The following is a 23661-nucleotide window of genomic DNA, read 5'->3' on the forward strand; positions in this document are numbered from 1 at the left end:
TTGGTACTCGCGTTCCTTCGACGCCCGGTCGGGCAGGTGCAGCAGATGGTAGGGTGCACCGTCACCAGCGCGGCCGGCTGCTGGTTTCCCCTGCTGATGGGCTGGCCGCGTGAGGAGCCCGCCGCGACGGCTCGGCCGAGCACCGCCCGCGCCGCCGTGGCGACGAGCGCGACCACGAGCCGGGGGGCGACGAGCGCCATCTCCTCCAGCAGCCATGGGTTGCAGGCGCGGATTTCACCGGTTGTCGGCTTTTGATGCAGACGCCGCTTGCCACGGGGGACGAATTTGAAGTGCTTCACCGCATTTGTGACGTACGCCCGCGCCCGATCGAGCCGGCTTCGCCAGGGCCCGATCGAAAAGAAGGCCGGCCGGCCCGATGAAGGGACGGCCGGCCAGGTCTTCCTGATCGCCCGGCTGCTCGCCGACAAACAGGAGGGACGCCCTCTCAGGCCCTTCGCCGAAGACGGTCTGGGTTGCCGGGGCCCAGAGAGGGCGGGCCCGGCAGGCTCGTGCTTCGGCCCGCAGCCCGGCGAGCGTGCGGCTCTGCGGCTGCGCCGCGGCCTCCTGCTCGTCGGTGCGCGATGTGCGTTCGTGCTCGGCCGACACCTTCACCTTCGCGGCTTACACCCTTCTCAGGACGAAAAGCCGATGGATGGCAAAGGTTCCGTAGCACGGTGTCGGTGCTGCCTCAGGTTGAGCGATGGTCGACCCAGGCGAGGGTCGCGGCGAAGGCAATGAAGGCGAACACGACGCCGGTGAGGGTGACGGCAGTCTCGAGGGGCATGGCGATCTCCCAGGATTGAATGCCGCAGATGACGCCTCCGCCGCTTTCGTCGCCTTGATCACGATCAATCCGACACTGTCACGCTCTGGCGACCCGTTGCGGGTGGTTGGACGTCATACCGGCAGCCCGGCCAGCGCCGTGAGGCCGGGGCGGTCGCATATTTCCACCCGATGCGCATCGGCGAGCTGGATGAGGCCGCGTGTCTTCAGCGCCGAGAAGCTGCGGCTCACCGTTTCGATCGTGAGGCCGAGATAGTCGGCGATGTCGGTGCGGGTCATCGGCAGGGCCAGCGGCGTCGCGGGCTGGCCGTTCTCCACCGCCCGGTCGGAGAGGCCGAGGAGGAAGCGGGCGAGCTTCTCGTTCGGGGTCAGCCGGCCGAGCATGAGCAGATTGCCGCGCGCCTCGAGCAGCGCCTTGCGGGTGAGTTCATGGAGCCGGTCGCGCAGGCGCGGGTGCTGCTCCATGAGCCGGTTCATTTCGGGAACCGGGAAGGAGCATAACCGGCAGGCGGTGACCGCTTCGGCGGCCTGGGTGTGGACGTCTTCGCCCGAGAGCCCCAGATAGTCACCGGGCGTCACGAAGCCGGCGATCTGCCGCCGCCCGTCCGGCAGCGAGACCGATAGCCTGAGCATGCCGGAGGTGAGCGTATAGGCCCGGCTGCGCAGATCGCCTTGCTCGAACAGGAGCTGATTGGGAGCAAGCGTGACCGTGCTCATGATGGTGGTGAGGATGCCGGTCTCCTCCGGGGCGAGGCCGGCGCAGACCGCGCGTGACTTCACCCCGCAGTCGGCACAGGCGCCCTGTGCCTGCCGCGTGCCGTTCAGGGGGAAGGGAATCATGTTCGATCGCACCTGCATGCCGGAACCGCCCGCTGGAGGACACCGCCGCGGCCTTCAGGCCCTCCGGCGACGTCCGGATGCGCTAGGGCTAGCAGTCATCGAACCGTCGTTGATTGAGATGTCGCAAAGCGGCGCGTTTTTGCAGGTGATACCCGGGTCGTGTGCCCGATGAGGTGCGCTTTGTGGTGATCGCTGGCCGGATTGTCAGGCTGGGCCACCCGAAGCGGAGAAGAGCGCGAACCGGCCCGTCAGCGCGCGGGCGTCCACAACGGAGCCTGAGATGACCGGAACCGACACCGATACCGCCTTCACACCCGCCGTGCCGCTGGAAGCGGAGGAAGCCCGGCTGATGAACGCCTGGTGGCGCGCGGCGAATTACCTTTCGGTCGGGCAGATTTATCTGCTCGACAATCCGCTGCTGCGCGAGCCGCTGGCGATGGAGCATGTGAAGCCGCGCCTGCTGGGTCATTGGGGCACGACACCGGGCCTGAACTTCATCTACGTCCATCTCAACCGCATCATCCGCCGCACCGGTGCGAACGTCCTGTTCATCGCCGGTCCCGGCCACGGTGCCCCGGGCGTCGTCGCCTCCACCTATCTGGAGGGGACCTATAGCGAGGTCTACCCCGACATCTCCGCCGACGAGGAAGGGCTGCGCCGGCTGTTCCGCCAGTTTTCCTTTCCCGGCGGCATTCCCAGCCACGCCGCGCCGGAAACCCCCGGCTCCATCCACGAAGGCGGAGAACTTGGCTATTCCCTCGCTCATGCTTATGGCGCGGTGCTCGACAATCCCGATCTGATCGCGGCCTGCGTGGTGGGCGACGGCGAGGCCGAGACCGGACCGCTGGCGACGAGCTGGCACGCCAACAAATTCCTGAACCCGGTCAGCGATGGCACGGTGCTGCCGATCCTGCACCTCAATGGCTACAAGATCGCCAACCCCACCGTGCTGTCGCGGATCGACCCGGAGGAGCTGGAAGCGCTCTTCATCGGGTATGGCCATGACCCCATCTTCGTCGAGGGCGACGACCCCGCCGTCATGCATGGGCGGATGGCCGCGGCCTTCGACCTCGCCTTCGGCCGCATCGCCGAAATCCGCCGGCTCGCGCGTGAGGCCGAGGCGGCCGGCGAGCCGCTGCCGCGCCCGCGCTGGCCCATGATCATCCTGCGCAGCCCCAAGGGCTGGACCGGGCCGAAGACCGTCGACGGCAAGAAGGCCGAAGGCTTCTGGCGCTCGCACCAGGTGCCGTTCGCCGACATGGCCAAGCCCGGCCATCTGGAACTGCTGGAGGACTGGCTGAAGAGCTACCGGATCGACGAACTGTTCGACGCCGACGGCCGGTTGCTGCCGGAGATCGCGGCGATGGCACCCGCCGGCGGCCTGCGCATGAGCGCCAATCCCCACGCCAATGGCGGGGTGCTGCGTCGGCCGCTCCGGCTGCCGGACTTCACCCGCTACGCGATCGAGGTTCCGCACCCCGGCGCGGTGGAGGCGGAGTCCACCTATGCCATGGGCCAGTTCCTCCGCGACGTGATGAAGGAGAACGCGGCGAGCCGGAATTTCCGCGTGTTCGGGCCGGATGAGACCGCCTCCAACCGTCTGCAGGCGCTGTTCGAGGTCACCGGCCGGGCCTGGGACGCGGCCACCCTGCCGGAGGACGACCACCTCGCCCGCGACGGGCGGGTGATGGAGATACTGTCCGAGCATCTGTGCCAGGGCTGGTGCGAGGGCTATCTCCTCACCGGGCGGCATGCCCTGTTCTCCTGCTACGAAGCCTTCATCCACATCGTCGATTCGATGTTCAACCAGCACGCCAAATGGCTGAAGTCGGCCCGCGACGTGCCGTGGCGCATGCCCATCGCCTCGCTGAACTACCTCTTGACCTCCCATGTCTGGCGGCAGGACCACAATGGCTTCAGCCACCAGGACCCCGGCTTCATCGACCATGTGGTGAACAAGAAGGCCGACATCGTGCGGGTTTACCTGCCGCCGGACGCCAACACGCTGCTGCACGTGACGGACCATTGCCTGCGCAGCTGGAACCGGGTGAACGTCATCGTCGCCGGCAAGCAGCCGGCGCCGCAATGGCTCGACATGGACGCCGCGGTGAAGCATTGCGAAACCGGCATCGGCATCTGGGAGTGGGCCAGCACCGACGGGGGCGGCGAGCCGGATGTGGTGCTGGCCTGCGCCGGGGACGTGCCGACGCTGGAGACGCTGGCGGCCGCCGACCTGCTGCGGGGCTATTTCCCCGATCTGAAGGTGCGGGTGGTCAATGTGGTCGACCTGATGACCCTGCAGCCGAGCAGCGAGCACCCGCACGGCCTCTCCGACCGTGAATTCGACGCCCTTTTCACCACCGACAAGCCGGTGATCTTCGCCTATCACGGCTATCCCTGGCTCATCCACCGGCTGGCCTACCGGCGGACGAACCATGGGAACATGCATGTGCGCGGCTATGTCGAGGAGGGTTCGACGACGACCCCGTTCGACATGGTGGTGCGCAACCGGCTCGACCGCTTCCACCTCGTCGCCGACGTCGTCGACCGGGTGCCGAAGCTCGCCACGGTCGGGGCCTATGCCCGGCAGGCGATCCGCGACAAGCTGGTCGAGCACGAGCGCTACATCCGGGCGCACGGCGTCGACCTGCCGGAGGTGCGCGACTGGACGTGGCCGCGCTGAGCCGGCGCGAGCGCTATCCCGGGGCGGTCATTGCGTCCCGAGATAGCGCCGGGCCAGATGGGCCTTGAAGACGCTGGCGTCGAGCGGCCGGCCGGTGGCGCGGGTCAGCAGCTCGTCGGTTTCGTAGCGCGAACCCTGGGCGTGGACATGGGTGCGCAGCCACCCCACCAGCGGGGTGAAATCGCCGCGGGCGAGACCGGGCAGCGCGTCCGGCTCCGCCCGGCAGGCGGCGTCGAAGAGCTGCGCCGCCGTCATCGCGCCCAGCGTGTAGGTGGGGAAATAGCCCCAGCCGCCGCTCGGCCAGTGAATGTCCTGCAGGCAGCCGAGGCGGTCGTCGGGCGGGGTGATGCCGAGCAGCTCCTGCAGGCCGGCATTCCATGCCGCCGGCAGCTCGGCCAGCGGCATGGCGTCGGCGATGAGCGCCTTCTCCAGCCGGTAGCGCAGGATGACATGGGCGGGATAGGTCACTTCGTCGGCATCCACCCGGATGAAGCCGCGGGCGACCCGGGTGTAGCGCCGCCATACCGCCTCCGCCTCCCACGCCGGCCCGCTGCCGCCGAACGCCTCACGCATCAGCGGCGCGGCGAAGCTGATGAACTCGCGGCTGCGGCAGGCCTGCATCTCCATCAGCAGCGACTGGCTCTCATGCAGGCTCATGCCCCGCGCCTGCCCCACCGGCTGGCTGAGGAAAGCCGCCGGTCGGCCCTGCTCGTAGAGGGCGTGACCCGTCTCGTGGATCACCCCCATCAGCGCCTTGCCGAAATCGCCGTCGTCGTAACGGGTGGTGATGCGGACGTCGTCGTCGGCACCGCCACAGAAGGGGTGGGTCGACACGTCGAGCCGTCCCCGTTCGAAATCATAGCCGAGCGCAGCCATGATCTTCAGGCCGAGCTGGCGCTGCGCCTCCACCGGAAACGGGCCTTCGGGCGCGGGCGGCTCCGACCGGCGGGCCTGCGCGGCGATCGCCTCCTCGGCAAAGCCGGGGAGGAAGCCGGCGAGATCGTCGAACAGCGCGTCGATCTTCGCCGAGCGCCCGCCGGGCTCGTAGTCGTTCAGCAGGGCGTCGTAGGCGGAGAGGCCCAGCTTCTCGCCCTTGGCGACGCCGGCCTCGCGCTGGAGGCGCAGCACCTCGGCGAGATAGGGCAGCAGCGCGGGGAAATCGGCATCGGCGCGGGCCTGCCGCCACTTCATCTCGCAGGCGGAGATCGCCTTGCTGGACGCTTCCACCAGATCGGCCGGCAGGGCGGTCTGCACCGTCCAGACCCGCTTTATCTCCCGCAGATTGGCGCGGTCCCAATCGGAGAGCGTGTCGTCCTGCGCCGCGGCCTCCAGCCAGTCGCCGATGCGGGGATCGACCGCCATGCCGTGGCTCAGCACGCGCAGCAGCGCCAGACTCTCCGCCCGCGTTCCCGCAGCGCCCTTCGGCATCATCACGTCGCTGTCCCATTGCAGGATGCCGACGGCGTTGGACATGGCGGCGATACGCCCGAAATGGGCGGTCAGCTCGGCATAGGCGCTCATCGGGCGGCACCTTCTGATGCGGGATTTCCGGCGAGGGCGATCAGGCGGTCGACCTCCGCCTCGGCGGTGAGGAAGGAGCAGACGAAACGCACCAGCACCTCGTCGGGTCCGATCCCGCCGCCGTCCGGGCCGTCGCCCGGCCAATCGTAATAATGGGCGCCACTTGCCGTCAGCGCCTCGTGCAGCGGCCGGGGCAGGATGGCGAACACCTCGTTCGCCTCCGGCACCGTCGCGAGCCGCACGCCGGCCAGCGTCGACAGTCCCGCGGCGAGCCGTGCCGCCATGGCGTTGGCGTGGCGGGCATTTTCCAGCCAGAGCCCGTCGGCTAGGTAGGCCGCCATCTGCGCGCCGAGGAAGCGGCCCTTGGAGAGCACATGACCCGTGCGCTTGACGCGGAAGTCGAAGCGCTCGGCCAGCGCCGCGTTGAAGAACACCACGGCCTCGACGCCCATGGCGCCGTTCTTGGTAGCGCCGAAGGAAAGCGCGTCCACCCCCGCCTTCCAGGTGAGATCGGCCGGACGGGCGCCAGTCGAGGCCACCGCATTGGCGAAGCGGGCGCCGTCCATGTGCAGGTGCAGGCCGTGAGCGCGGCAATAGGCGCCGATCTCCGCAATCTCGGCGGCGGTATAGACCGCGCCGAACTCGGTGGCCTGGGTGATCGAGACCGCCGCCGGAAGCTGCTGGTGGAAGCCGCGGACGAAGTTGCGGTGGACCCTCGCGATCGCCTCCGGCGTGATCTTCGCCGCTCGGCCCGACACCGGCGTCAGCTTGGCGCCGCCGGTGAAAAGTTCCGGCGCGCCGCATTCGTCGGTGTTGATGTGGGCTTCGCCGTGGCAGAACACCGTGCCGTGCGGGGGCACGAGCGCGGACAGCGCCAGCGAATTGGCGGCGCTGCCCGTGGTCACCAGCGTGACGTGGACCTCGGTCTCGAAGAGGTCGGCCAGGGCGCGCCGGGCCGCGGCGGTGAAGGGGTCGGCGCCATAGGAGGCGACGGGCCCGGCATTGGCGGCCAGGATCGCATCGAGGATGCGGGGGTGGACGCCGGAGGTGTTGTCGGATGCGAATTCCATCCCTCTTGCCTAGCCAAGCCGCGAGGCAAAGGCGAGCCCGTCGCGTTGCCGTGATGTCATTTTCCCGCCGTCCGCCGTCATGCAACGTGATGGGACGGCGTGCGTTTACCCTTAAACGTGGCGGCTGCTTCGCCTATGCCTGTTCCCCTTCCTGTTCCCACGCGTGGCCGAGCCCATGGATTCGCCTCCTCCGATCCTGTCCATCACCGGCCTCACCAAGACCTATGCCAGCGGCCAGACAGCCCTTGCCGGGGTCGATCTCTCGATCCGGCGCGGCGAGATCTTCGCGCTGCTGGGGCCGAACGGTGCCGGCAAGACGACGCTGATCGGCGCGGTATGCGGTCTGGTACGCCCCAGCGCCGGGCGCATCGTGGCCGATGGACATGATGTGGAGCGCGATTTCCGCGCCGCCCGCTCGCGCATCGGTCTCGTGCCGCAGGAACTCGCCACCGACATGTTCGAGACGGTGTGGGCGACGGTGAACTTCAGCCGGGGCCTGTTCGGCCGACGGGCCGACTCTGGCCATGTCGAGCGGGTGCTGCGCGAGCTCTCGCTCTGGGAGAAGAAGGACGCCGTCATTTCCAGCCTGTCCGGCGGGATGAAGCGCCGCGTGCTCATCGCCAAGGCGCTGGCGCACGAACCGACCATCCTGTTCCTCGACGAGCCCACGGCGGGTGTCGATGTCGAGCTGCGCCGCGACATGTGGGCGATGGTGCGGCGCCTGCGCGGACAGGGCGTCACCATCATCCTCACCACCCACTACATCGAGGAGGCCGAGGAGATGGCCGACCGCATCGGCATCATCAACCGCGGGCGTCTGGTGCTGGTGGAGGAGAAGGAGGCGCTGATGGCCCGTTTCGGCCGCACCCGGCTCAGCATCAACCTCAAGGCCCCGCTCGTGGCGCTGCCGCCCGGCTGGGGGGATGTCGAGCTGTCCGCCGACGGCACGACGCTGTCCGTGGTGCAGGCCGGCGCCGGGGCGGGCGAGCCCGACATCGCGGCGCTGTTCCGGCGCGTGGCGGCGGCAGGGCTGGAGATCGCGGGCGTCACCACCACACGCTCCTCGCTGGAGGATATCTTCGTCGAGCTGGTCGGCACCCCGGCGGAGGACCTGCCGTGAACCTTCACGCCGTCCGCGCCATCTACCTCTTCGAGCTGCACCGCACCTGGCGCACGCTGTTCCAGAGCATCGCCTCGCCGGTCATCTCCACCTCGCTTTATCTCGTGGTGTTCGGCGCCGCGATCGGGCCGCGGCTGGCGGAGGTGGGCGGCGTGCCTTATGGCGCCTATATCGTGCCCGGCCTCATCCTGCTGGCGGTGCTGACGGAGAGCGTGTCCAACGCGTCCTTCGGCATCTATCTCCCGCGCTTCACCGGCACGATCTACGAAGTGCTGTCCGCCCCGGTCTCGGTCGCCGAGGTGCTGCTCGGCTATGTCGGGGCGGCGGCGACCAAGTCGCTGATGCTGGGTCTCGTCATCCTGGCGACCGCCCGGCTCTTCGTGCCCTTTTCAATCGCCCACCCCGTCGAAATGCTGGGATTCCTGATGCTGATCTCGGTGAGCTTCTGCCTGCTGGGCTTTCTGCTCGGCATCTGGGCGGATGGCTTCGAGCGGCTGCAGGTGGTGCCGATGCTGGTGCTCACCCCGCTCACCTTTCTCGGTGGCACGTTCTATTCCCTCGACATGCTGCCGCCGGTCTGGCGGACGGTGTCGCTGTTCAATCCCATCGCCTATCTGGTCGACGGTTTCCGCTGGACCTTCTACGGCGTCGCCGTCATCGACGTGCGGGTCAGCCTCGCGATCACCCTCGCCTTGCTCGCGGCCTGCCTCACGGCGATCGTGGTGATCTTCCGCACGGGCCATCGTCTGCGGGCGTGAGGCGCCGGGCGTTCCGCTCGACCGGGCTCCCTCAATAGTCCCACTGGGCGCCGACGCCGACGCTGGTGGAACCGTCGGAGCCGGTGGCGCCCTGCAGACGGATGCGCTTGGTGACGTCGACATCCACCGTCACCTGGCCGGAGCCGGGCGTCGTGCCCTGCCGCACGCCGAGATAGATGTTGTCGTTCAGCCGGCGCCCCAGCCCCAGCACGCCGCCATTGCCGGCGGCATTGGTGCCGACGTCGAGGCTGTCGACCCCCAGCGCCCGGCGCATCTGGTCCAGCGCGCCGGAGCCGCGGCCGGAGAACTGCGCGATGGTCTGCGCCACCTGCAGCGCCTGCCCTCCGGTGAGCGAGCCGGCCGAACGGCCGAACATCAGCCGGGCCAGAACCTCGTCCTGCGCCATGCTGGGCGTGGAGCTGAAGGTCACCTGCGGCTGCGAGGCCGGGCCGCTCACCAGAACCTGTGCCGTCACATCGTTCGCGGTGGTCTCCGCGACGAAGTCGAGCTCGGGGTCGGGGCTGCCGGTGAAGGTGATGCGGCCGCGGGTGAAGGTGAGGCGCTGGCCGAGAATGTTGAACCAGCCGCGGCGCAGCTGGAAGCCGCCGAGGGCGACCGGCGCCCGGCTGGTGCCGGAGAGCTTTATGTCGCCGCCGAGCTCGGCGTCGAGGCCCATGCCGCGCACGAACACGCTGTTGGGCGCCGAGACGGTGAGGTCGAGCGGGATGCCCCCGCCGGCTGCCGGCGGCGGCTTGCGGGCCTGTCGGGCGCCGGCGCGCGCCTTCGAGCCCGGGGGAACGTTGACATGCTTGACGTCCAGCGTGCCGACCCCGCCGGGCAGGCGCTCGGCGATATTGATGTCCAGCGTCTTCACCACCAGCCGCCCGGTGACGCGCGGGGCCTGCGCCAGCGGCCCTTCCAGCGCGACCCGGCCTTCCGCCACGAGGCGGAGGAGATCGGTGGACACGAGGCCGGCATTGCGCAGGTCGACGTCGATCCGGCCGGGGAAGCCGCCGGCGGGGTCCAGCGCCACGGTGCCGCGCGCCGAGATCGAGCCGCCATTGCGGGTGGCGGCGGTGAAGGAGGTGACCGTCACCGAGCGGTCGGTTCCGGTCAGCACGCCCTCGATCCGCGACAGCGAGATGCCGGTGACGGCGTCGTTGAAGGTGGCGCCGGTGATGCGGATGGTGCCGCCGGCGCGGGGTTCGGCGGGGGTGCCGCGCACCGTGAGGTCGGCCACGGCGCGCCCGCTCACCTGCTGGGCGGAGGCGGCGAGAAGCGGGTTGAGTCCGGCCAGATCCAGCGTGCCGCGCACCGCAACATCAAGCTGGCCCTGCGAAATCGGCGCCGAGCCGGTGACGGTGACGCCCTGCAGGTTGCGCCCCGCGATGGTGGCGCGGGTGTCGATGCGCCCACCGGCGAGCCGGCCTTCGGCGCGCAGCTGCAGCGGCCCGGTGCCGGCGCTGGCGAGCTGTGCGGCGGTGAACTGGGCGATGTTCAGCGTATAGGTGCCGGTCGGCACCGCCGCCGTGCCGGTGATGCGGGCATTGCCGCCTAGCGTGCCGGAGAGGTTGAGGCCGGGGCGGGCGAGGTCGGCGAGGGCGAGCGGCAGGCCGGTCGCGTCCACCGTCAGATCGATCTGCTCGCCGACCCGACCGGCGAGGGTGGTGCGGCCGCCGCCGCCGGCCAGCACCAGCCGGTCGATCGACAAGGTGCTGTTCGACCAGAGAAAATTGGCCGGGGCCGTGCTTGTGAGGGTCGCGCTGCCACGGGCGAGGCTGAGCCGGTCGAGCCGCAGCGCGACGTCGGTGCCGCGCCGCTCCACCCGGCCGGCGCCGGTGAGATTGACGTCGTTCACCACCCCATCGAGGGTGAAGCGGCTGCCGCTGCCGTCCGGCTGGGCGGTGAGGCGGGCCCGGCTGATGTCGAGCCCGGCGGTCGCGATGGCGGTGAGATCGGCGGTGCCGCCGACGATGGTGGCGCCCGCGGGATCGAGCACGGAGAGGTCGAGACGGGCCCCGCCGATGCGGGTGCCGGCGGCCAACACATTGGCCGCATTGGCATTCAGCGCCGCGCGCTGGCGCCCGCCGTCACGGCTGAGGGTCAGGCGGCCATCGAGCCGGCCGCCGAGCTGGGTGAGGGCGAAGGGCGAAAGGTCTGCAAGATCGCCCGCGCTGATGGCCAGTTCGCCTGTCGCGATGGCATCCGTGCCAATCGTGACATCGCCTTTGGCGGTCGCCGAGCCGATGGCGATGGCGAGGCCCTGGAGACGGCGGGCGCCGTCGGCCTCGCTCGTCAGGCTGCCGCTTCCGGTGGCCGGGCGGTCGGCGACGCGGCCGTCGAGGCGGAAGCCGCCAGCCGGCAGGCGGGTGATGTCGGTGCCGTCGAAGCTCAGGCTAAGGCCTTGAATCTTCTGGCCCATTGCCGTTCCGGCAGGGATTGCGAGGCGGGCCTTCAGGCCGAGATTTTCCAGCGTCCCGGAGAAGGCGGCCTCTCCTTCCAGCGCGCCGCTCACCCGGGGGTCGAGCCGGGCGAGGTCGGCGAGGGAGAGCCGGGCGGCGAGGTCGGCGCGGTCGGGGGCGAGGCGGCCGTTGACGGTGGTGTCGAAGCCCTCCGCGGTGACGCGGAAGTCCTTGAATCGTATGGTCTTTTCGCCATCCCGCGCGAGCCCCCCGGCGATCGTCGCGCGCTGGCCGAGCAGGCCGTCGACCTGGGGGATGCCGGTGCGCAGCCCGTTGGTGGTGCCGGTGAGCTGAACCGCGGCACGGGAAAAATCGCTGCTGGCGTCGAGGGTTGCGTCGAAGGCGAGGGTGCCGGCGAGGGTTCGCCCGGCCAGCGGGCTGAGCGCGGCGAGGTCGAGCCGGGCCACCTTGGCCGCGCCGGCGATGGCGGTGGAATCGGCCCGCCCGTCGAACTGTGCGGTCAGTGCGGTGAGGTGGACGGTGAGTGCATCGAGTGCGATGGGACCGAGCGCCGGCCGCACCCCGGAGACGGTGAAGCTGCCCTCGGTGCCGAGCGCGGCGGCGACCTTCGGGTCGGCGGCGGTAAGGCCCCCGGCGCGCCCTTCCAGGGTGAAGGGCAGGCTGCCGTCGGTGGCGGGCACCGTGCGGGCGGCGAGCGTCAGGGTGCCGGCGCCGTAGCCGGCGGCGGCGAGGTCGGCGGCCTCCAGGGTGGCGACCACCTCGGGGTTGGCGAGCGCGCCCTTCACGGTGCCGCTGGCCCGCAGCGTGCTCCACCGCAGCGCCGGGTCGAGCGGGGGCAGCAGCCCGGCGAAGGCGGCGGCGTCGCCGGCGGCGAGCGAGACAGTGAGGTCGGCGGTCAGGGCCTCGAGATCGAGCGAGCCGGAGAGCCGGGCGTCGAGCGCCGCGGAGCGGGCGGCGAGGCTCTCGATCCGCACCCGCAGCGCCTCGTCGATGTCGGCGGTGCCGGCGAGGGTGGCGCGGGGCTGCACCAGCGGGGCGAGGGTGGGGGGCAGCAGCCGGCCGACATCGCTGTCGAGGTCGAGGCGGACGCGATAGCCCGCCGGGATCGCGCGGATGCCGGCCTTGCCGGTGACGGCGGCGACGTCGCCGGCCTTCAGGTCGATGTCGCCGTTCCAGGCGTCGATCGGGCCGGCGCCGACCACCCGGGCGGTCAGGGCCGGCAGGCCCTCGATGCGGGCGGCGCGGGCGACGAGGCCGCCGGCCGGCTCCTGCGCGGTGACGTTGACGTCGAGGATGCGCCCTTCCGGCCGGTAGGACAGCGCGCCATGGGCGCTGCCCGGCGCGTCCTGCCGTTCCAGCGCGAAGCGGGCGGAAAGGCCCTGCTGCAGCGAGGTGAGGTCGGCGGAGCCTTCCAGCGCGAGGCGCGCGGCGTGGCCGGCGACCGGCTCGGCCAGCTCGATGGAGCCGATGGCGATGCGCCCCAGCCGCACCGGCAGGGCGAAGCCGCCGCCGGGCTGCGCCGGCGTGGCCGCGGCGGCGGGGGCCAGCACCGGCCGCCGCTCCACCGTGACCCGCGTGGCCTCCAGCCGGTCGATGTCGAGCCGGGCCCCGAGCAGGGCGAGCGGGCGCCACACCAGCGCCGCGTTCTCCACGGTGGCGAAGCGGCCGCCGGCATCGGCCAGCTCGATGCGCCCGATGGTGAGGTCGGAGGGCACGAAGCCGCCGATGTCGGTGATGGTGACGGCGAGCCCGTCCTGCGAGGCGAAATGGCTCGCCACCTGCGCCAGCAGGCGCTTGCCGGGCGGGGTCTGCGCCAGCCCGAAGGCGAGGGCGGCGACCACAACCACCGTGAGCAGCAGCAGGCCGGCGACGGCGAGGAGACGGAGGAGGAAACCCGCGATCATGCCCATCAGAACGCCTGCCCCAGACTGACATAGATGCCGTAGCCGGCATCATCGGGTTCGGGATTCAGCGGGAAGGCCACGTCGAGGCGCAGCGGGCCCACGGCGGTGTAGTAGCGCAGGCCGATGCCCGCGGAATATTTGAGGCCGGAGAAATCCGGCGTGTCGGTGGCGTAGGCGGCGCCCATGTCGAAGAACGGCACCACGCCGATGGTCTCGGTGACCTTGATGCGCAGCTCGGCCGAGGCCTCGACATAGCTGAGGCCGCCCACGATGTCGCCGTCGGCGTTGCGCGGGCTGATGGACTGGTAGTCGTAGCCGCGCACCGAGCCGCCGCCGCCGACATAGAAGCGGCGCTGCGCCGGCACGTCGTAGAGGTCGCTCACCCCGAAGATGCTGCCCGCCCCGACCCGGCCGGCGAGGATGTAGCGGCGCTCCTCGTCGAGGCCGTAATAGGTGGAGAAGGTGCCCTGCGCCAGCACCGGCCCGGCATCGGCGGCGCCGAGCTTGGCGAAGGGCTCCAGCGTCGCCGAAAGGCGGAAGCCGCTGGCGGGGTCGAGCGGGGAGTCCGTGGTGTCCCACTTCAGGTCGGCCGGCACGCCGATGACGTCGGCCGGGCCCTTGCCGTTGGCGTCCTCCACCGTGCCGGTTTCCAGATCGGCGCCGAGCTGCACGGAGAGCTGATCGTCCACATTGTGCCGCACGCCGGCGAGGAAGGTGGCGCCCTCGCGGACATAGGCGTTGGTCACCTCGCGCAGCACCGCGGCCTGGGCGACGAGGTCCTCCTGCGCGGTGATGATGCCGGGCTTGGTGAAGCTGGCGGCCAGCTTGTAGCCGAAGGGATCGGCGCTCGGCACCGCCTCCGGCTGGGTGCCGAACCACGAGACCTGGCCGTCGATGCGCAGCGTCTCCGCCCCGCCCCACAGGTTGCGGTGGCCCCAATAGACATTGGCCGCCGAGCCCTCGGTGTTGGAATAGGTGGCGGAGAAGCCGACATAGCGCGGCTCGCGCGGGGCCACCTCGATGAAGACCGGCAGCCGGCCCTGCGCGTCCAGCCGCTCGCCCTCGCGGATGCGGACGCTGGCGATGGCCTGATATTCCAGCAGCCGGCGCCGCAGCCGGTTCAGCCGCTCCGGCGAATAGGGCGTGCCGGGCGGGATCATGATGCGGTCTTCGATGAAGCCGGGGGTGAGGAAGTCGGCCCCCGAGACGGTGAAGGTGCCGAAGGTCGCGCGCGGGCCGGTGTCGACCGACAGCGTCACGTTGAGCTTCTGGGTCTTGTGGTCGGCCACCACATCCTTGGAGACCACCTTGGCGAAGGGATAGCCCTGGTCGCGCCAGTGGTCCACCAGCCGTGCCTCGGCCCGCACCACATTGTCGGCCAGCGCCGGCTCGCCGGGCGCGATCCACAGCGCCGCCGGGGAGGGCGAGCCTTCCAGCGGCCGGCGGGTGCGGGCGTCGAGGATGGCGATGGTGCCGAAGGTGAACTGCGGGCCGGTGGTCACCTCCACCCGCACCGGCACCGGGCCGCGCGCGCGCGGCCTCCACCACGTTGAAGATGTCGGGGGATTCCGGCGGCTTGCCGGCCAGCAGGATGCGGATGGTGCCGGCGTAATAGCCGGCGGAGTAGAGCGCGACGGTGATGCGGTCGTAATCCGCCAGCGCCCGGCGCACCAGCCCGGCGGCGCCGGAGGGCGGGCGCTGCTTCAGCGTCTCGAGATTGGAGAGGTCGCTGACCGCGCTGCGGGCGCTGCGGTCACCGCCCTTCACCTCGAGCGTGATCGCATAGGGGGTGGGATCGCTGACCGGGGCCTCGCGCTCGGCGATGCGGGCGGGATTGAACAGGTCGCGGATGGAATCGAGGAAGCCGGGCTGCTGGGCGGTTTCCTGGGCGGCGGCGGCGAACGGTATCAGGGTAAGAAAGACAGCCGTCGGCACGAGCGGCCCTGCCGGCCACCCCCACCTTGCGCCCCCTTTACGTCCTGCCCGCATCGCTCTCCGCGTCAACTCCCCTGGAGGGTCCCTCCGGCCGCACGCCGGCCGGAAGGGCGATCGTCGAGGATGATCCGCAGCTCATCCGATCCGGCCCCGCATCTCCCGGCTCCCGCAAGCCAATAACCGGGATTTACTGAGGAAACTCCTAAGGCATCGTTCAGGCCCATCCTAGCGGCATCCGTGCCGCAGGCCCACCCTTAACCGGGCCATCCCCCGCCAGATACCGCCGCGCCGTGGATTTGGCGCCACGCCGGCCCCCGCGCCTTCACGCAAAGGGCGTCACGGCGCGGTTTTGCGGGAACGGCAGGCCGGCGCCGGCGTTGCGCCCGGGTTGGTCTGTGCGGAGCGGCCCGTGATCCCCGATCTCTGGTACAAAAATGCCATCGTCTACTGCCTCTCGGTCGAGAGCTTCATGGATTCGAACGGCGACGGCGTCGGGGATTTCCGCGGCCTGATGCGCCGGCTCGACTATCTCCACGGCCTCGGCGTCACCGCGATCTGGCTGATGCCGTTCCAGGCCTCGCCGGGGCGGGACGACGGCTACGATGTCGCCGACTACTACAACATCGATCCGCGCTTCGGCACGCTGGGCGACTTCGTCGAGTTCACCCACGGCGCCCGGCAGCGCGGCATGCGGGTGCTGATCGACCTCGTGGTCAACCATACCTCGAACGAGCACCCCTGGTTCCAGTCGGCCAGGAGCGACCCCGCCTCGCCCTACCGCGACTGGTATGTCTGGTCGAAGAAGAAGCCGGCCAATGCCGGCGAGGGCGTGGTGTTTCCCGGGGTGCAGGAAACCACCTGGACCTGGGACGAGAAGGCGAAGGCCTACTACTTCCACCGCTTCTACGACCACCAGCCCGACCTCAACACCGCCAATCCCGAGGTGCAGTCCGAGATCCTCAAGATCATGGGGTTCTGGATCCAGCTCGGCGTTTCCGGCTTCCGCATGGACGCGGTGCCCTTCGTCATCGCCGAGAAGGGCGCCCATGTCTCCGGCACGCCGAAGGAGCATTTCGGCATGCTCCGGGTGTTCCGCGAGTTCCTGCAGTGGCGCAAGGGCGACAGCATCATCCTCGCCGAGGCCAACATCCTGCCGCGCGACGACATGAAGTATTTCGGCCGCGACGGCGACCGGATGCAGATGATGTTCAACTTCCAGGTCAACCAGACGCTGTTCTACGCGCTGGCCACCGCCGACACCTCGCTGCTCGCCAAGGCGCTGAAGGCGACGCGGCCGGGCTATCCCACCGCGCAATGGGGCCTGTTCCTGCGCAACCACGACGAGCTCGATCTCGGCCGGCTCTCGCCCGCGGAACGGCAGAAGGTGTTCGACGCCTTCGGGCCGGAAAAGAGCATGCAGCTCTACGACCGCGGCATCCGCCGCCGGCTGGCGCCGATGCTGAAGAACGACCGCCGGCTGATGGAGCTGGCCTACAGCCTGATGTTCACCCTGCCGGGCACCCCGGTGCTGCGCTATGGCGACGAGATCGGCATGGGCGACGACCTCTCGCTGCCCGAGCGCTACTGCGCCCGCACCCCGATGCAGTGGTCCGGCGAGGCGCAGGGCGGCTTCAGCGACAGCCCCGACACCTTTCTGCCCACCGGCGCCGAGGGGCCCTATGGCTACCACACCGTCAACGTGGCGGAGCAGCGGCGCGACCCCGGCTCGTTCCTGAACTGGACCGAGCGCATCATCCGCATGCGGCAGGAGCTGCCGGAGATCGGCTGGGGTGATTACGAGGTGCTGGACCTGCGCGACCGCCGGGTGCTGGGCCTGCGCTATTCCTGGCGCAACAACGACGTGATCGTGCTGCACAATTTCGATCCCGAGGGCCGCACCGTGAAGCTGCGCAGCGGGGTGGCGGCGGGCGACCAGGACCGGCTGGTCAACCTGCTCTCCGACGATCATTCCACCCCGGCGGAGGACGGACGTCATCACGTCACCCTCGAGCCCTATGGCTACCGCTGGTACCGCGTCGGCGGGCTGGACTACGTGGTCAGGCGCAGCGAAGTGTGAGGTTCCGTGGGTATCGACGACAGCGCGTGGTGGCAGCGCGGGGCGATCTACCAGATCTATCCCCGCTCCTTCTTCGACAGCAACGGCGACGGCATCGGCGACCTCGACGGCATCCGCCGCAAGCTCGGCCATCTCGTCGAGCTGGGGGTGGATGCGGCGTGGATCTCGCCGTTCTTCCCCTCGCCGATGGCCGATTTCGGCTATGACGTCGCCGATTACTGCGGGGTGGACCCCCTCTTCGGCACGCTCGCGGATTTTGACGCGCTGATCGCCGAGGCCCACCGGCTGGGGCTGCGCATCATCCTCGACTTTGTGCCCAACCACACCTCCGACCAGCACCCCTGGTTCCTCGAAAGCCGGCAGGGCCGGGAGAGCGCGAAGCGGGACTGGTACATCTGGCGCGACCCCGCCCCGGACGGCGGGCCGCCCAACAACTGGATGAGCAATTTCGGGGGCAGCGCCTGGGCCTTCGACGCGGCCTCCGGCCAGTATTACTACCACGCCTTCCTCAGGGAGCAGCCGGACCTCAACTGGCGCAACCCGGCGGTGCAGGACGCCATGATGGAGGCCCTGCGCTTCTGGCTGGAGCGCGGGGTGGACGGCTTCCGCGTCGACGTCATCTGGCATCTGGTCAAGGACGCCCTCTTCCGCGACAACCCGCCCAATCCCGGCTATGGCCCCGGCCAGCCGGACATCAACCGCTTCCAGCAGATCCGCTCCACCGACCAGCCCGAGGTGTTCGACATCATCGCCCGCATGCGGGCGACGCTGGCGGCCTATGGCGACCGGGTGCTGATCGGCGAGATCTACCTGCCGGTCGAACGGCTGGTGGCCTATTACGGCGAGCGGCTGGAGGGCGTGCACCTGCCCTTCAACTTCCAGCTCATCGCCGCGAGCTGGCACGCCCGCGGCCTCGACGAGATGATCGACGAATATGAGCGCGCCATTCCCGAGGGCGGCTGGCCGAACTGGGTGCTGGGCAACCACGACCAGAAGCGCATCGCCGGCCGGCTCGGCGCGGCGCAGGCGCGGGTGGCCGCGATGCTGCTGCTGACCCTGCGCGGCACCCCCACCATCTATTACGGCGACGAGCTCGGCCTGCCCAACGTGCCGGTGCCGCCGGAGCTGGCGCAGGACCCGTGGGAGAAGAACGAGCCGGGCCTCGGCGTCGGCCGCGACCCCGCCCGCGCGCCGATGCGCTGGAACGACAGCCCGCGCGCCGGCTTCACCACCGGCACGCCCTGGCTGCCGATCGGCCCGCAGCCGGAGCTGAACGTCGCCACCGAGGCGGCCGACCCGCGCTCCATGCTGGCGCTGCACCGCCGGCTGCTGGCGCTGCGCCGGGCACACCCGGCGCTGGCGGTCGGCGGCTATGAGCGGATCGAGGCCGAGGGCGATCTTCTCGCCTATCGCCGCCGCGAAGGCGGGGAGGTGCTCACCGTGGTGCTGAACCTGTCGGCCCGCGAGGAGAGCCTCGACCTGCCCGCCCCCGCCGGCGGCTGGCGCTGCCTCGTCTCCACCGGCCTCGACCGCGAGGGCCCCGAACCGGCCGGCCCGCTGCGCCTGCGCCCGGACGAGGGGGTGGTGCTGGCGGAGGGGTAGGCCGCGAGGATTGCTCTTAATTTCTACCTGTGCGTGTTCTACCATCCTCCGTCCATGAGCCGGGGGGCGAGGATGGGAGAAGGCATGCGGTTGCCGCCATGTGGCGGGGAAAGGCATATCGGCTGGGCATCGCGGTGGAGGTTGGCGCCGGCCGGAGCCGGCCTCTTTCTGCTTCTTGGGCTGGCGCCAGCGACAGCCTGCGACGAACTGGCCGGCCGGCTGCTACGCAAGGCGCTCGAGCCCGCCATCGCCCATGTTGGCTGCGGTGTCGTGGATCGCGCTGGCGTGGACAATCCCAACCATTCGCTTCGCTCCATCTGCTATTCGTCCGGCGGCGAAGTGTCGACGCTGGAGGTGACGGCCCATCTGGAATGCCGCACCAGCGATCAGGCGTTTTTCCAGGTGACGGTCGCCGAGGATGTCCGCATGTCGGCCGGTGTGCGCGGCGCCGACTGCCGGCTCACGGATTTTCACCTCAACGCCGGCGGCGTATTGGGGCAGGCCTTGATCGGGCTGCTGAATCCGGCGGGAGCCCTGCGCGGCCAGCTCCAGGCCGAACTCGACCGGTTGTGCCGCCCATGAGCCGCGAGCACCTCACCCTTCTGTGGAAATGGCTCGCTCTCGGGCTGCTGCTTTATGTGCTGGCCGGCGTCGTCACCGTGCAGGGCGGGGGCGATATCTTCGGCGGCAAGACCGGGGCCAGCCCGGAGAAGGACGGCAACGCGGTCGTCGCCTACATGACCGTCGTGCTCGGCGCGCCGCTGTTCTGCCTGTCGATGCTGGTCGCGCTGCTGTACGCGCGCCGCCACGGCACGGCGTGGCACGAACGGGTCCCGGTGCTGCTGCTGGAGGGGCTGCGCACGGGGAGCTGGGAGGGGCGCGTCTTCCAGGGTGCCGTCATCTTCGTGCTCGTGCTGCTGCCGCTCTACGGAATCGGCCATTCGATCCGCATCGCGAATGACGGGCCGATCTGCGAGCAGGTGCCGGACGGCTCGCCGCCGGGTACCGAGGCCCGCTTCTGGCCCGGCGGACACTGGACGATCCTCGACCTTCCCGACCCCATCGAATACGCGCCCGGACGCCGCGAGCAGCTCCGGCTGGTGAAGGACGAAGCCGCCGCGAAGATCTGCAAGAGCGGGTTTCAGCTCGACTGGTACACGTTCTGGTTCATGGTGGTGTTTCCGGGGGCGGGGATGGCGCTGCTGCTGCTGTGGATCGGCATGCTGTTCCGCCCCGCCGGCCGGAAGCGCGCTCCTGCCGATCCCGGTGACGCGGTGGCGGGCTGGCACCAGTCTGGCTGAAGGCGTGGTGCCGGCGCGACCCCGCCATGGGGCTCCCGCCATGGGGCTCCCGCCGCGGGGCTCGCCCATGCCCGGGCGGTTGGCCTCGGCGATGCGGCGTGAAGGCCGCGAGGTCCCGCCTCGGCCGTGTCCGGGCCGGGACGAGGCGGCTCTGCGCCATGGCCCGCCCCCGACCTGGGGCCTCGCACCCCGAGCCGGAACCCCGGCTTTCCGCCCCGCGTTAGCGCGGGCGGGCGTTCCTGCCCGTGGGGCAGGAGGCTAGAGGGCATGACGTCCCGCCGTGACCACGCCGGGCGAGGGCCCGCCGACATCCGCATCGGGCTTTCCGGCTGGACCTATGCGCCGTGGCGCGGCGCCTTCTACCCCGCCGAGCTGCCGCAGCGGCGCGAGCTGGCCTATGCCGCCGCCAGCTTCCGCTCGCTGGAGATCAACGGCACCTTCTACGGCCTGCAGAAGCCGGAGGCCTATGCCCGCTGGGCTGAGGAGACGCCGGAAGATTTCATCTTCGCGGTGAAGGCGCCGCGCTTCATCACCCATGTGAAGCGGCTGCGCGAGCCGGAAGCGCCGCTCGCCAATTTCCTCGGCTCCGGGGTGCTGCGGCTCGGCGCCAAGCTGGGGCCGATCCTCTGGCAGTTCCCGCCGAACTTCGCGTTCGAGGAGGAGCGGCTCGCCGCCTTCCTCGCCCTGCTGCCGCACGACACCGAGGCCGCGCTGGAGCGCGCCCGCCGGCACGACGCCCGGCTGAAGGCGCCGTGGCTCGCCATAGAGGGGCCGCGCCGGCTGCGCCACGCGGTCGAGATCCGCCACGAGAGCTTTCGCGATCCCCGCTTCCTCGCCCTGCTGCGCCGGCATGGCGTGGCGCTGGTCTGCGCCGACACGGTGGCGTGGCCGCGGCTGATGGACCTTGCCGCCGACTTCGCCTATTGCCGGCTGCACGGCTCGGACGAGCTCTACCGCAGCCGCTATGCCGACGAGGCGCTGGACCGCTGGGCGCTGCGGGCTTCCTGCTGGGCGCGGGGCCTGCCGATGCGGGACGGCGATTTCATCGCCCCCGAAGATTCGGCCCCCGACGACCCCGGCCCCGACGACCTTGCGACTGCGCGCCCGCGCGACGTGTTCGTCTATTTCGACAACACCGACAAGCTGCACGCGCCGGAGGACGCCCGCCGGCTGATGCGGCGGCTGGGGCAGGAGGTGGTGGCGCCCGATGCCGGGGCCTTCCTCGCCGCCGGCCCGGCGGAGGAGCCCGCCGCCTCACGCCCGACGTGATCGGCCGGCGGGGAACCCCGCGCCAGGGCGGGCGTTCGCCCTGAGGGGATGCGGGGGCCGACGTTCAGGAGACAGACATGCCGAATATCCGCGAGGCCCGGATCCTCATCCTCGCCACCCACGGCTTCGAGCAGAGCGAGCTGATGGTGCCGCGCGACGCGCTGCGCAAGGCCGGCGCCACCGTCGAGCTCGCCACCCCGGACGGCCAGCCCATCCGCGGCTGGAACGAGAAGGACTGGGGCGACACCGCCGAGGCCGATCTGAAGATCGCCGCCGCCGACCCCGCCCGCTACGACGCGCTGGTGCTGCCGGGCGGGGTCATCAACCCCGACCAGCTACGGGTAAACCCCGACGCGATGAAGGTGGTGCGCGCCTTCCTCGACAGCGGCAAGGTGGTGGCCGCGGTCTGCCACGGGCCGTGGCTGCTGGTGGAGGCCGACGCGGTGCGCGGGCGCAACGTCACCTCCTTCCCCTCGATCCGCACCGACGTGGTGAACGCCGGCGGCAACTGGGTCGACCGGGAGGTGGTGGCCGACCAGGGCATCGTCACCTCCCGCTCGCCGGCCGACCTGCCCGCCTTCGTCGCCAAGATCATCGAGGAGGTCGGCGAGGGCCGCCACGAGCGCCGCGACGCCGGCCGCAAGGTCGCCTGACGCGGGCGGCGCGCCGCGCAGCGAGGCCCGGCCCCGGCCGGGCCTTTTCCGCGCAACGTGCCGCCTCTTTCGCGAACCCCGCGCCGGGCGCGCGGCATCGGCCGGCGCCGGGCCGGCGAAGGTACGGTTTCCGTGCGGAACGGAAACGGGGTATGGAACGGTTCCAGGGTGCGGGCGGGACCGCGCCCGACCGGAGCCGCCGCCATGACCGACCGCTACGATGCCGTCGCCCGCTTCCTGCACTGGGCGATCGTGCTTCTCATCATCGTGCAGTTCTCCAGCGCCTGGAGCTGGGACATCTTCGAGAAGGGCACCACCGGGCGCTTCGTGCTGTTCCAGTTCCACCTTTATTCCGGCTACAGCATCCTCGCCCTGGCGCTGCTGCGCATCGTGTGGCGGCTGACCCACCGCCCGCCGCCGCTGCCGGCGGGCTCGTCGCGGCTGGTCGAGATCGCCTCCCACGCCGTGCACGGTCTGCTCTATCTCGCCATCGTGGTGCAGCCGCTCCTCGGCATCGTGATGATCACCGCCTTCGGCAAGAGCCTCGGCCGCTGGCCCGGCGAGGCGCATGAGCTGGTCGCCGACGGGCTGCTGGTGCTGGTGGGGCTGCATGTGGCCGGGGCGCTGTTCCACCAGTTCGTGCTGCGCGACCGGCTGATCGAGCGGATGCTGCCGGCCCGGCGCTGAGCGCTATCGCCTCCCGGCCGCGCGGGGCACGCGCCTCAGAGCGGGCCGCCGGCGGCGAAGCGCAGCGCGCGCGACATCGCGGCGGGCAGCACCGAGGCGTGGTCCTCGCCCGCCAGCACGGCGCAGGCGAGCACCGCCTCCGGCCCCAGCGCGGCGCGCGCGGCCTCGGCGTAGCGCCGCGTCGCCGCCACCATGCCGCGCCGGGCGCGACGGGCGGCGATGGCCGTGGCGCCGGGCGCGCCCTCCTGCCAGGGTGCCAGCCCCTCCTCATATTCCCCCACCATCAGGGCGAGGCGCGCGCGCGCGCCGCGCTCCCGCGCCGCCAGCCCGGCCAGCAGCGCCGGTTCGTCCCACCAGAGCGAGGGGCTGACCGCGACATGGCTCGCGAACAGCTCCGGCGCGCGGGTGAACACCTCCAGCACGAAGGCCCCGCCCAGCGAATGGCCGAACAGCGTCCGCCGCGCGGGATCGAGCGGCCAGCGCCCGGCCAGCACCGGCAGCAGCCGCGAGCGGATGAAGCCGAGGAAGGCGGCGCTGCCGCCGGTGCCGGGCAGCCCCTCCAGCCCCTCCGGTGCCAAACCCGCCTCGGCTGCCTCCCGCGGCGGGCCGGCGCTGAAGTCGAAGCGGCGGCGGGCGCGGTCGTGCGGCGCCTGCGTGGGGTAGCCGATGCCGACGAGGAGCGTGGGGCCGACGCCGGTGGCGGCCGGGCGCACCGCGGCGCGCCGCGCGGTCTCCGTGAAGGTGGCGAAGCCGGCATTGGCATCCAGCATGAACAGGGCGGGCCAGCCCTCCGGCGGCGGCGGCTCCGCCGGCTCGGCGACGAAGATGCGCCAGGGCCGCGCGGCGGCGCGGCGTGCGGACGCGTCCGCTTCCGTCGCGCCGGGTTCCGTCCCCTCGTCCGGGCCGAGATCGAAGCGCAGCGCGCCCGGCAGGTGCACCGGCGCGGTGGGGGGCAGGGCGGCGGGCAGGACCATGCCACGGCTCCGGGGTCAGGCGGGAGCGGTTCGCGTCCTCATCCGGCGAGGCGGGCGAGGC

At 70.9% G+C, this 23661-nt stretch carries 16 protein-coding genes and 1 pseudogene; 10 read left to right on the top strand and 7 right to left on the bottom strand.

The window, feature by feature from the left end:
- Positions 1 to 107: 107 nt before the first annotated feature.
- Together KHC27_RS22095 and KHC27_RS08605 are read right to left on the bottom strand one after the other, a co-directional pair.
- Positions 108 to 612: pseudogene (locus KHC27_RS22095) on the bottom strand (UdgX family uracil-DNA binding protein); the annotation flags it as partial.
- A 285-nt stretch (positions 613 to 897) separates the two neighbouring features.
- The gene (locus tag KHC27_RS08605; RefSeq protein ID WP_246519769.1) at positions 898 to 1623 is read right to left on the bottom strand and encodes a Crp/Fnr family transcriptional regulator; all 726 of its coding nucleotides are present in this window, start codon (positions 1621 to 1623) and stop codon (positions 898 to 900) included.
- A 280-nt stretch (positions 1624 to 1903) separates the two neighbouring features.
- Here KHC27_RS08605 and KHC27_RS08610 point away from each other — a divergent pair, with 280 nt between their 5' ends.
- The gene (locus KHC27_RS08610; protein ID WP_213337792.1) at positions 1904 to 4306 is read left to right on the top strand and encodes a phosphoketolase family protein; all 2403 of its coding nucleotides are present in this window, start codon (positions 1904 to 1906) and stop codon (positions 4304 to 4306) included.
- Positions 4307 to 4333: 27 nt separating this feature from the next.
- Here the strand turns inward: KHC27_RS08610 and KHC27_RS08615 are convergent, their stop codons facing one another.
- Positions 4334 to 5827 carry a carboxypeptidase M32 gene (locus KHC27_RS08615; protein WP_213337794.1) on the bottom strand — a complete coding sequence of 498 codons (1494 nt, stop codon included), beginning with the start codon at positions 5825 to 5827 and terminating at the stop codon, positions 4334 to 4336.
- Entirely contained in the window at positions 5824 to 6897 is a 1074-nt protein-coding gene (locus KHC27_RS08620) for a threonine aldolase family protein (RefSeq protein WP_213337796.1), read from the bottom strand. Before KHC27_RS08620 ends, KHC27_RS08615 begins: the two co-directional genes overlap by 4 nt.
- Before the next feature lie 175 nt (positions 6898 to 7072).
- Between KHC27_RS08620 and KHC27_RS08625 the strand changes: the two genes are divergently transcribed.
- Complete coding sequence (locus KHC27_RS08625; RefSeq protein WP_213337798.1) at positions 7073 to 8017, top strand: ABC transporter ATP-binding protein; 945 nt, start codon at positions 7073 to 7075, stop codon at positions 8015 to 8017.
- Entirely contained in the window at positions 8014 to 8775 is a 762-nt protein-coding gene (locus tag KHC27_RS08630; protein ID WP_213337800.1) for an ABC transporter permease, read from the top strand. Before KHC27_RS08625 ends, KHC27_RS08630 begins: the two co-directional genes overlap by 4 nt.
- A gap of 31 nt (positions 8776 to 8806) precedes the next feature.
- Here KHC27_RS08630 and KHC27_RS08635 read toward each other — a convergent pair whose 3' ends face one another.
- Positions 8807 to 13108: a translocation/assembly module TamB domain-containing protein gene (locus KHC27_RS08635; protein ID WP_246519770.1), complete on the bottom strand. Its 4302-nt coding sequence runs from the start codon at positions 13106 to 13108 to the stop codon at positions 8807 to 8809.
- On the bottom strand, positions 13108 to 14604 hold the full coding sequence (locus KHC27_RS21620; protein ID WP_343210871.1) for an autotransporter assembly complex protein TamA: 1497 nt from the start codon (positions 14602 to 14604) through the stop codon (positions 13108 to 13110). The genes KHC27_RS08635 and KHC27_RS21620 overlap by 1 nt, the downstream gene beginning before the upstream one ends.
- An 842-nt stretch (positions 14605 to 15446) precedes the next feature.
- On the opposite strand from KHC27_RS21620, the gene KHC27_RS08645 reads away from it, so the two are divergent.
- From KHC27_RS08645 to KHC27_RS08675, 7 genes are all read left to right on the top strand, one after another.
- On the top strand, positions 15447 to 17114 hold the full coding sequence (locus KHC27_RS08645; protein ID WP_213337802.1) for an alpha-amylase family protein: 1668 nt from the start codon (positions 15447 to 15449) through the stop codon (positions 17112 to 17114).
- 12 nt (positions 17115 to 17126) lie between these two features.
- Positions 17127 to 18716, top strand: coding sequence for an alpha-amylase family glycosyl hydrolase (locus tag KHC27_RS08650; RefSeq protein ID WP_213337978.1), 1590 nt, complete (start codon positions 17127 to 17129; stop codon positions 18714 to 18716).
- A gap of 84 nt (positions 18717 to 18800) precedes the next feature.
- A complete protein-coding gene (locus tag KHC27_RS08655) occupies positions 18801 to 19298 on the top strand; it encodes a hypothetical protein (protein WP_213337804.1) in 498 nt (165 codons plus the stop codon).
- Positions 19295 to 20017, top strand: a complete 723-nt coding sequence (locus KHC27_RS08660; protein WP_213337806.1) for a hypothetical protein — start codon at positions 19295 to 19297, stop codon at positions 20015 to 20017. Before KHC27_RS08655 ends, KHC27_RS08660 begins: the two co-directional genes overlap by 4 nt.
- 267 nt (positions 20018 to 20284) lie before the next feature.
- On the top strand, positions 20285 to 21286 hold the full coding sequence (locus tag KHC27_RS08665; RefSeq protein ID WP_213337814.1) for a DUF72 domain-containing protein: 1002 nt from the start codon (positions 20285 to 20287) through the stop codon (positions 21284 to 21286).
- Between the two features lie 77 nt (positions 21287 to 21363).
- Positions 21364 to 21939: a type 1 glutamine amidotransferase domain-containing protein gene (locus tag KHC27_RS08670; RefSeq protein WP_213337816.1), complete on the top strand. Its 576-nt coding sequence runs from the start codon at positions 21364 to 21366 to the stop codon at positions 21937 to 21939.
- A 204-nt stretch (positions 21940 to 22143) separates the two neighbouring features.
- Positions 22144 to 22626: a cytochrome b gene (locus KHC27_RS08675; protein ID WP_213337818.1), complete on the top strand. Its 483-nt coding sequence runs from the start codon at positions 22144 to 22146 to the stop codon at positions 22624 to 22626.
- Between the two features lie 35 nt (positions 22627 to 22661).
- On the opposite strand, the gene KHC27_RS08680 is transcribed toward KHC27_RS08675, so the two are convergent.
- The gene (locus tag KHC27_RS08680; RefSeq protein ID WP_213337820.1) at positions 22662 to 23600 is read right to left on the bottom strand and encodes an alpha/beta hydrolase; all 939 of its coding nucleotides are present in this window, start codon (positions 23598 to 23600) and stop codon (positions 22662 to 22664) included.
- Positions 23601 to 23661 lie beyond the last annotated feature (61 nt).

It is taken from the genome of Ancylobacter lacus (assembly GCF_018390635.1).
Lineage (GTDB): Bacteria > Pseudomonadota > Alphaproteobacteria > Rhizobiales > Xanthobacteraceae > Ancylobacter > Ancylobacter lacus.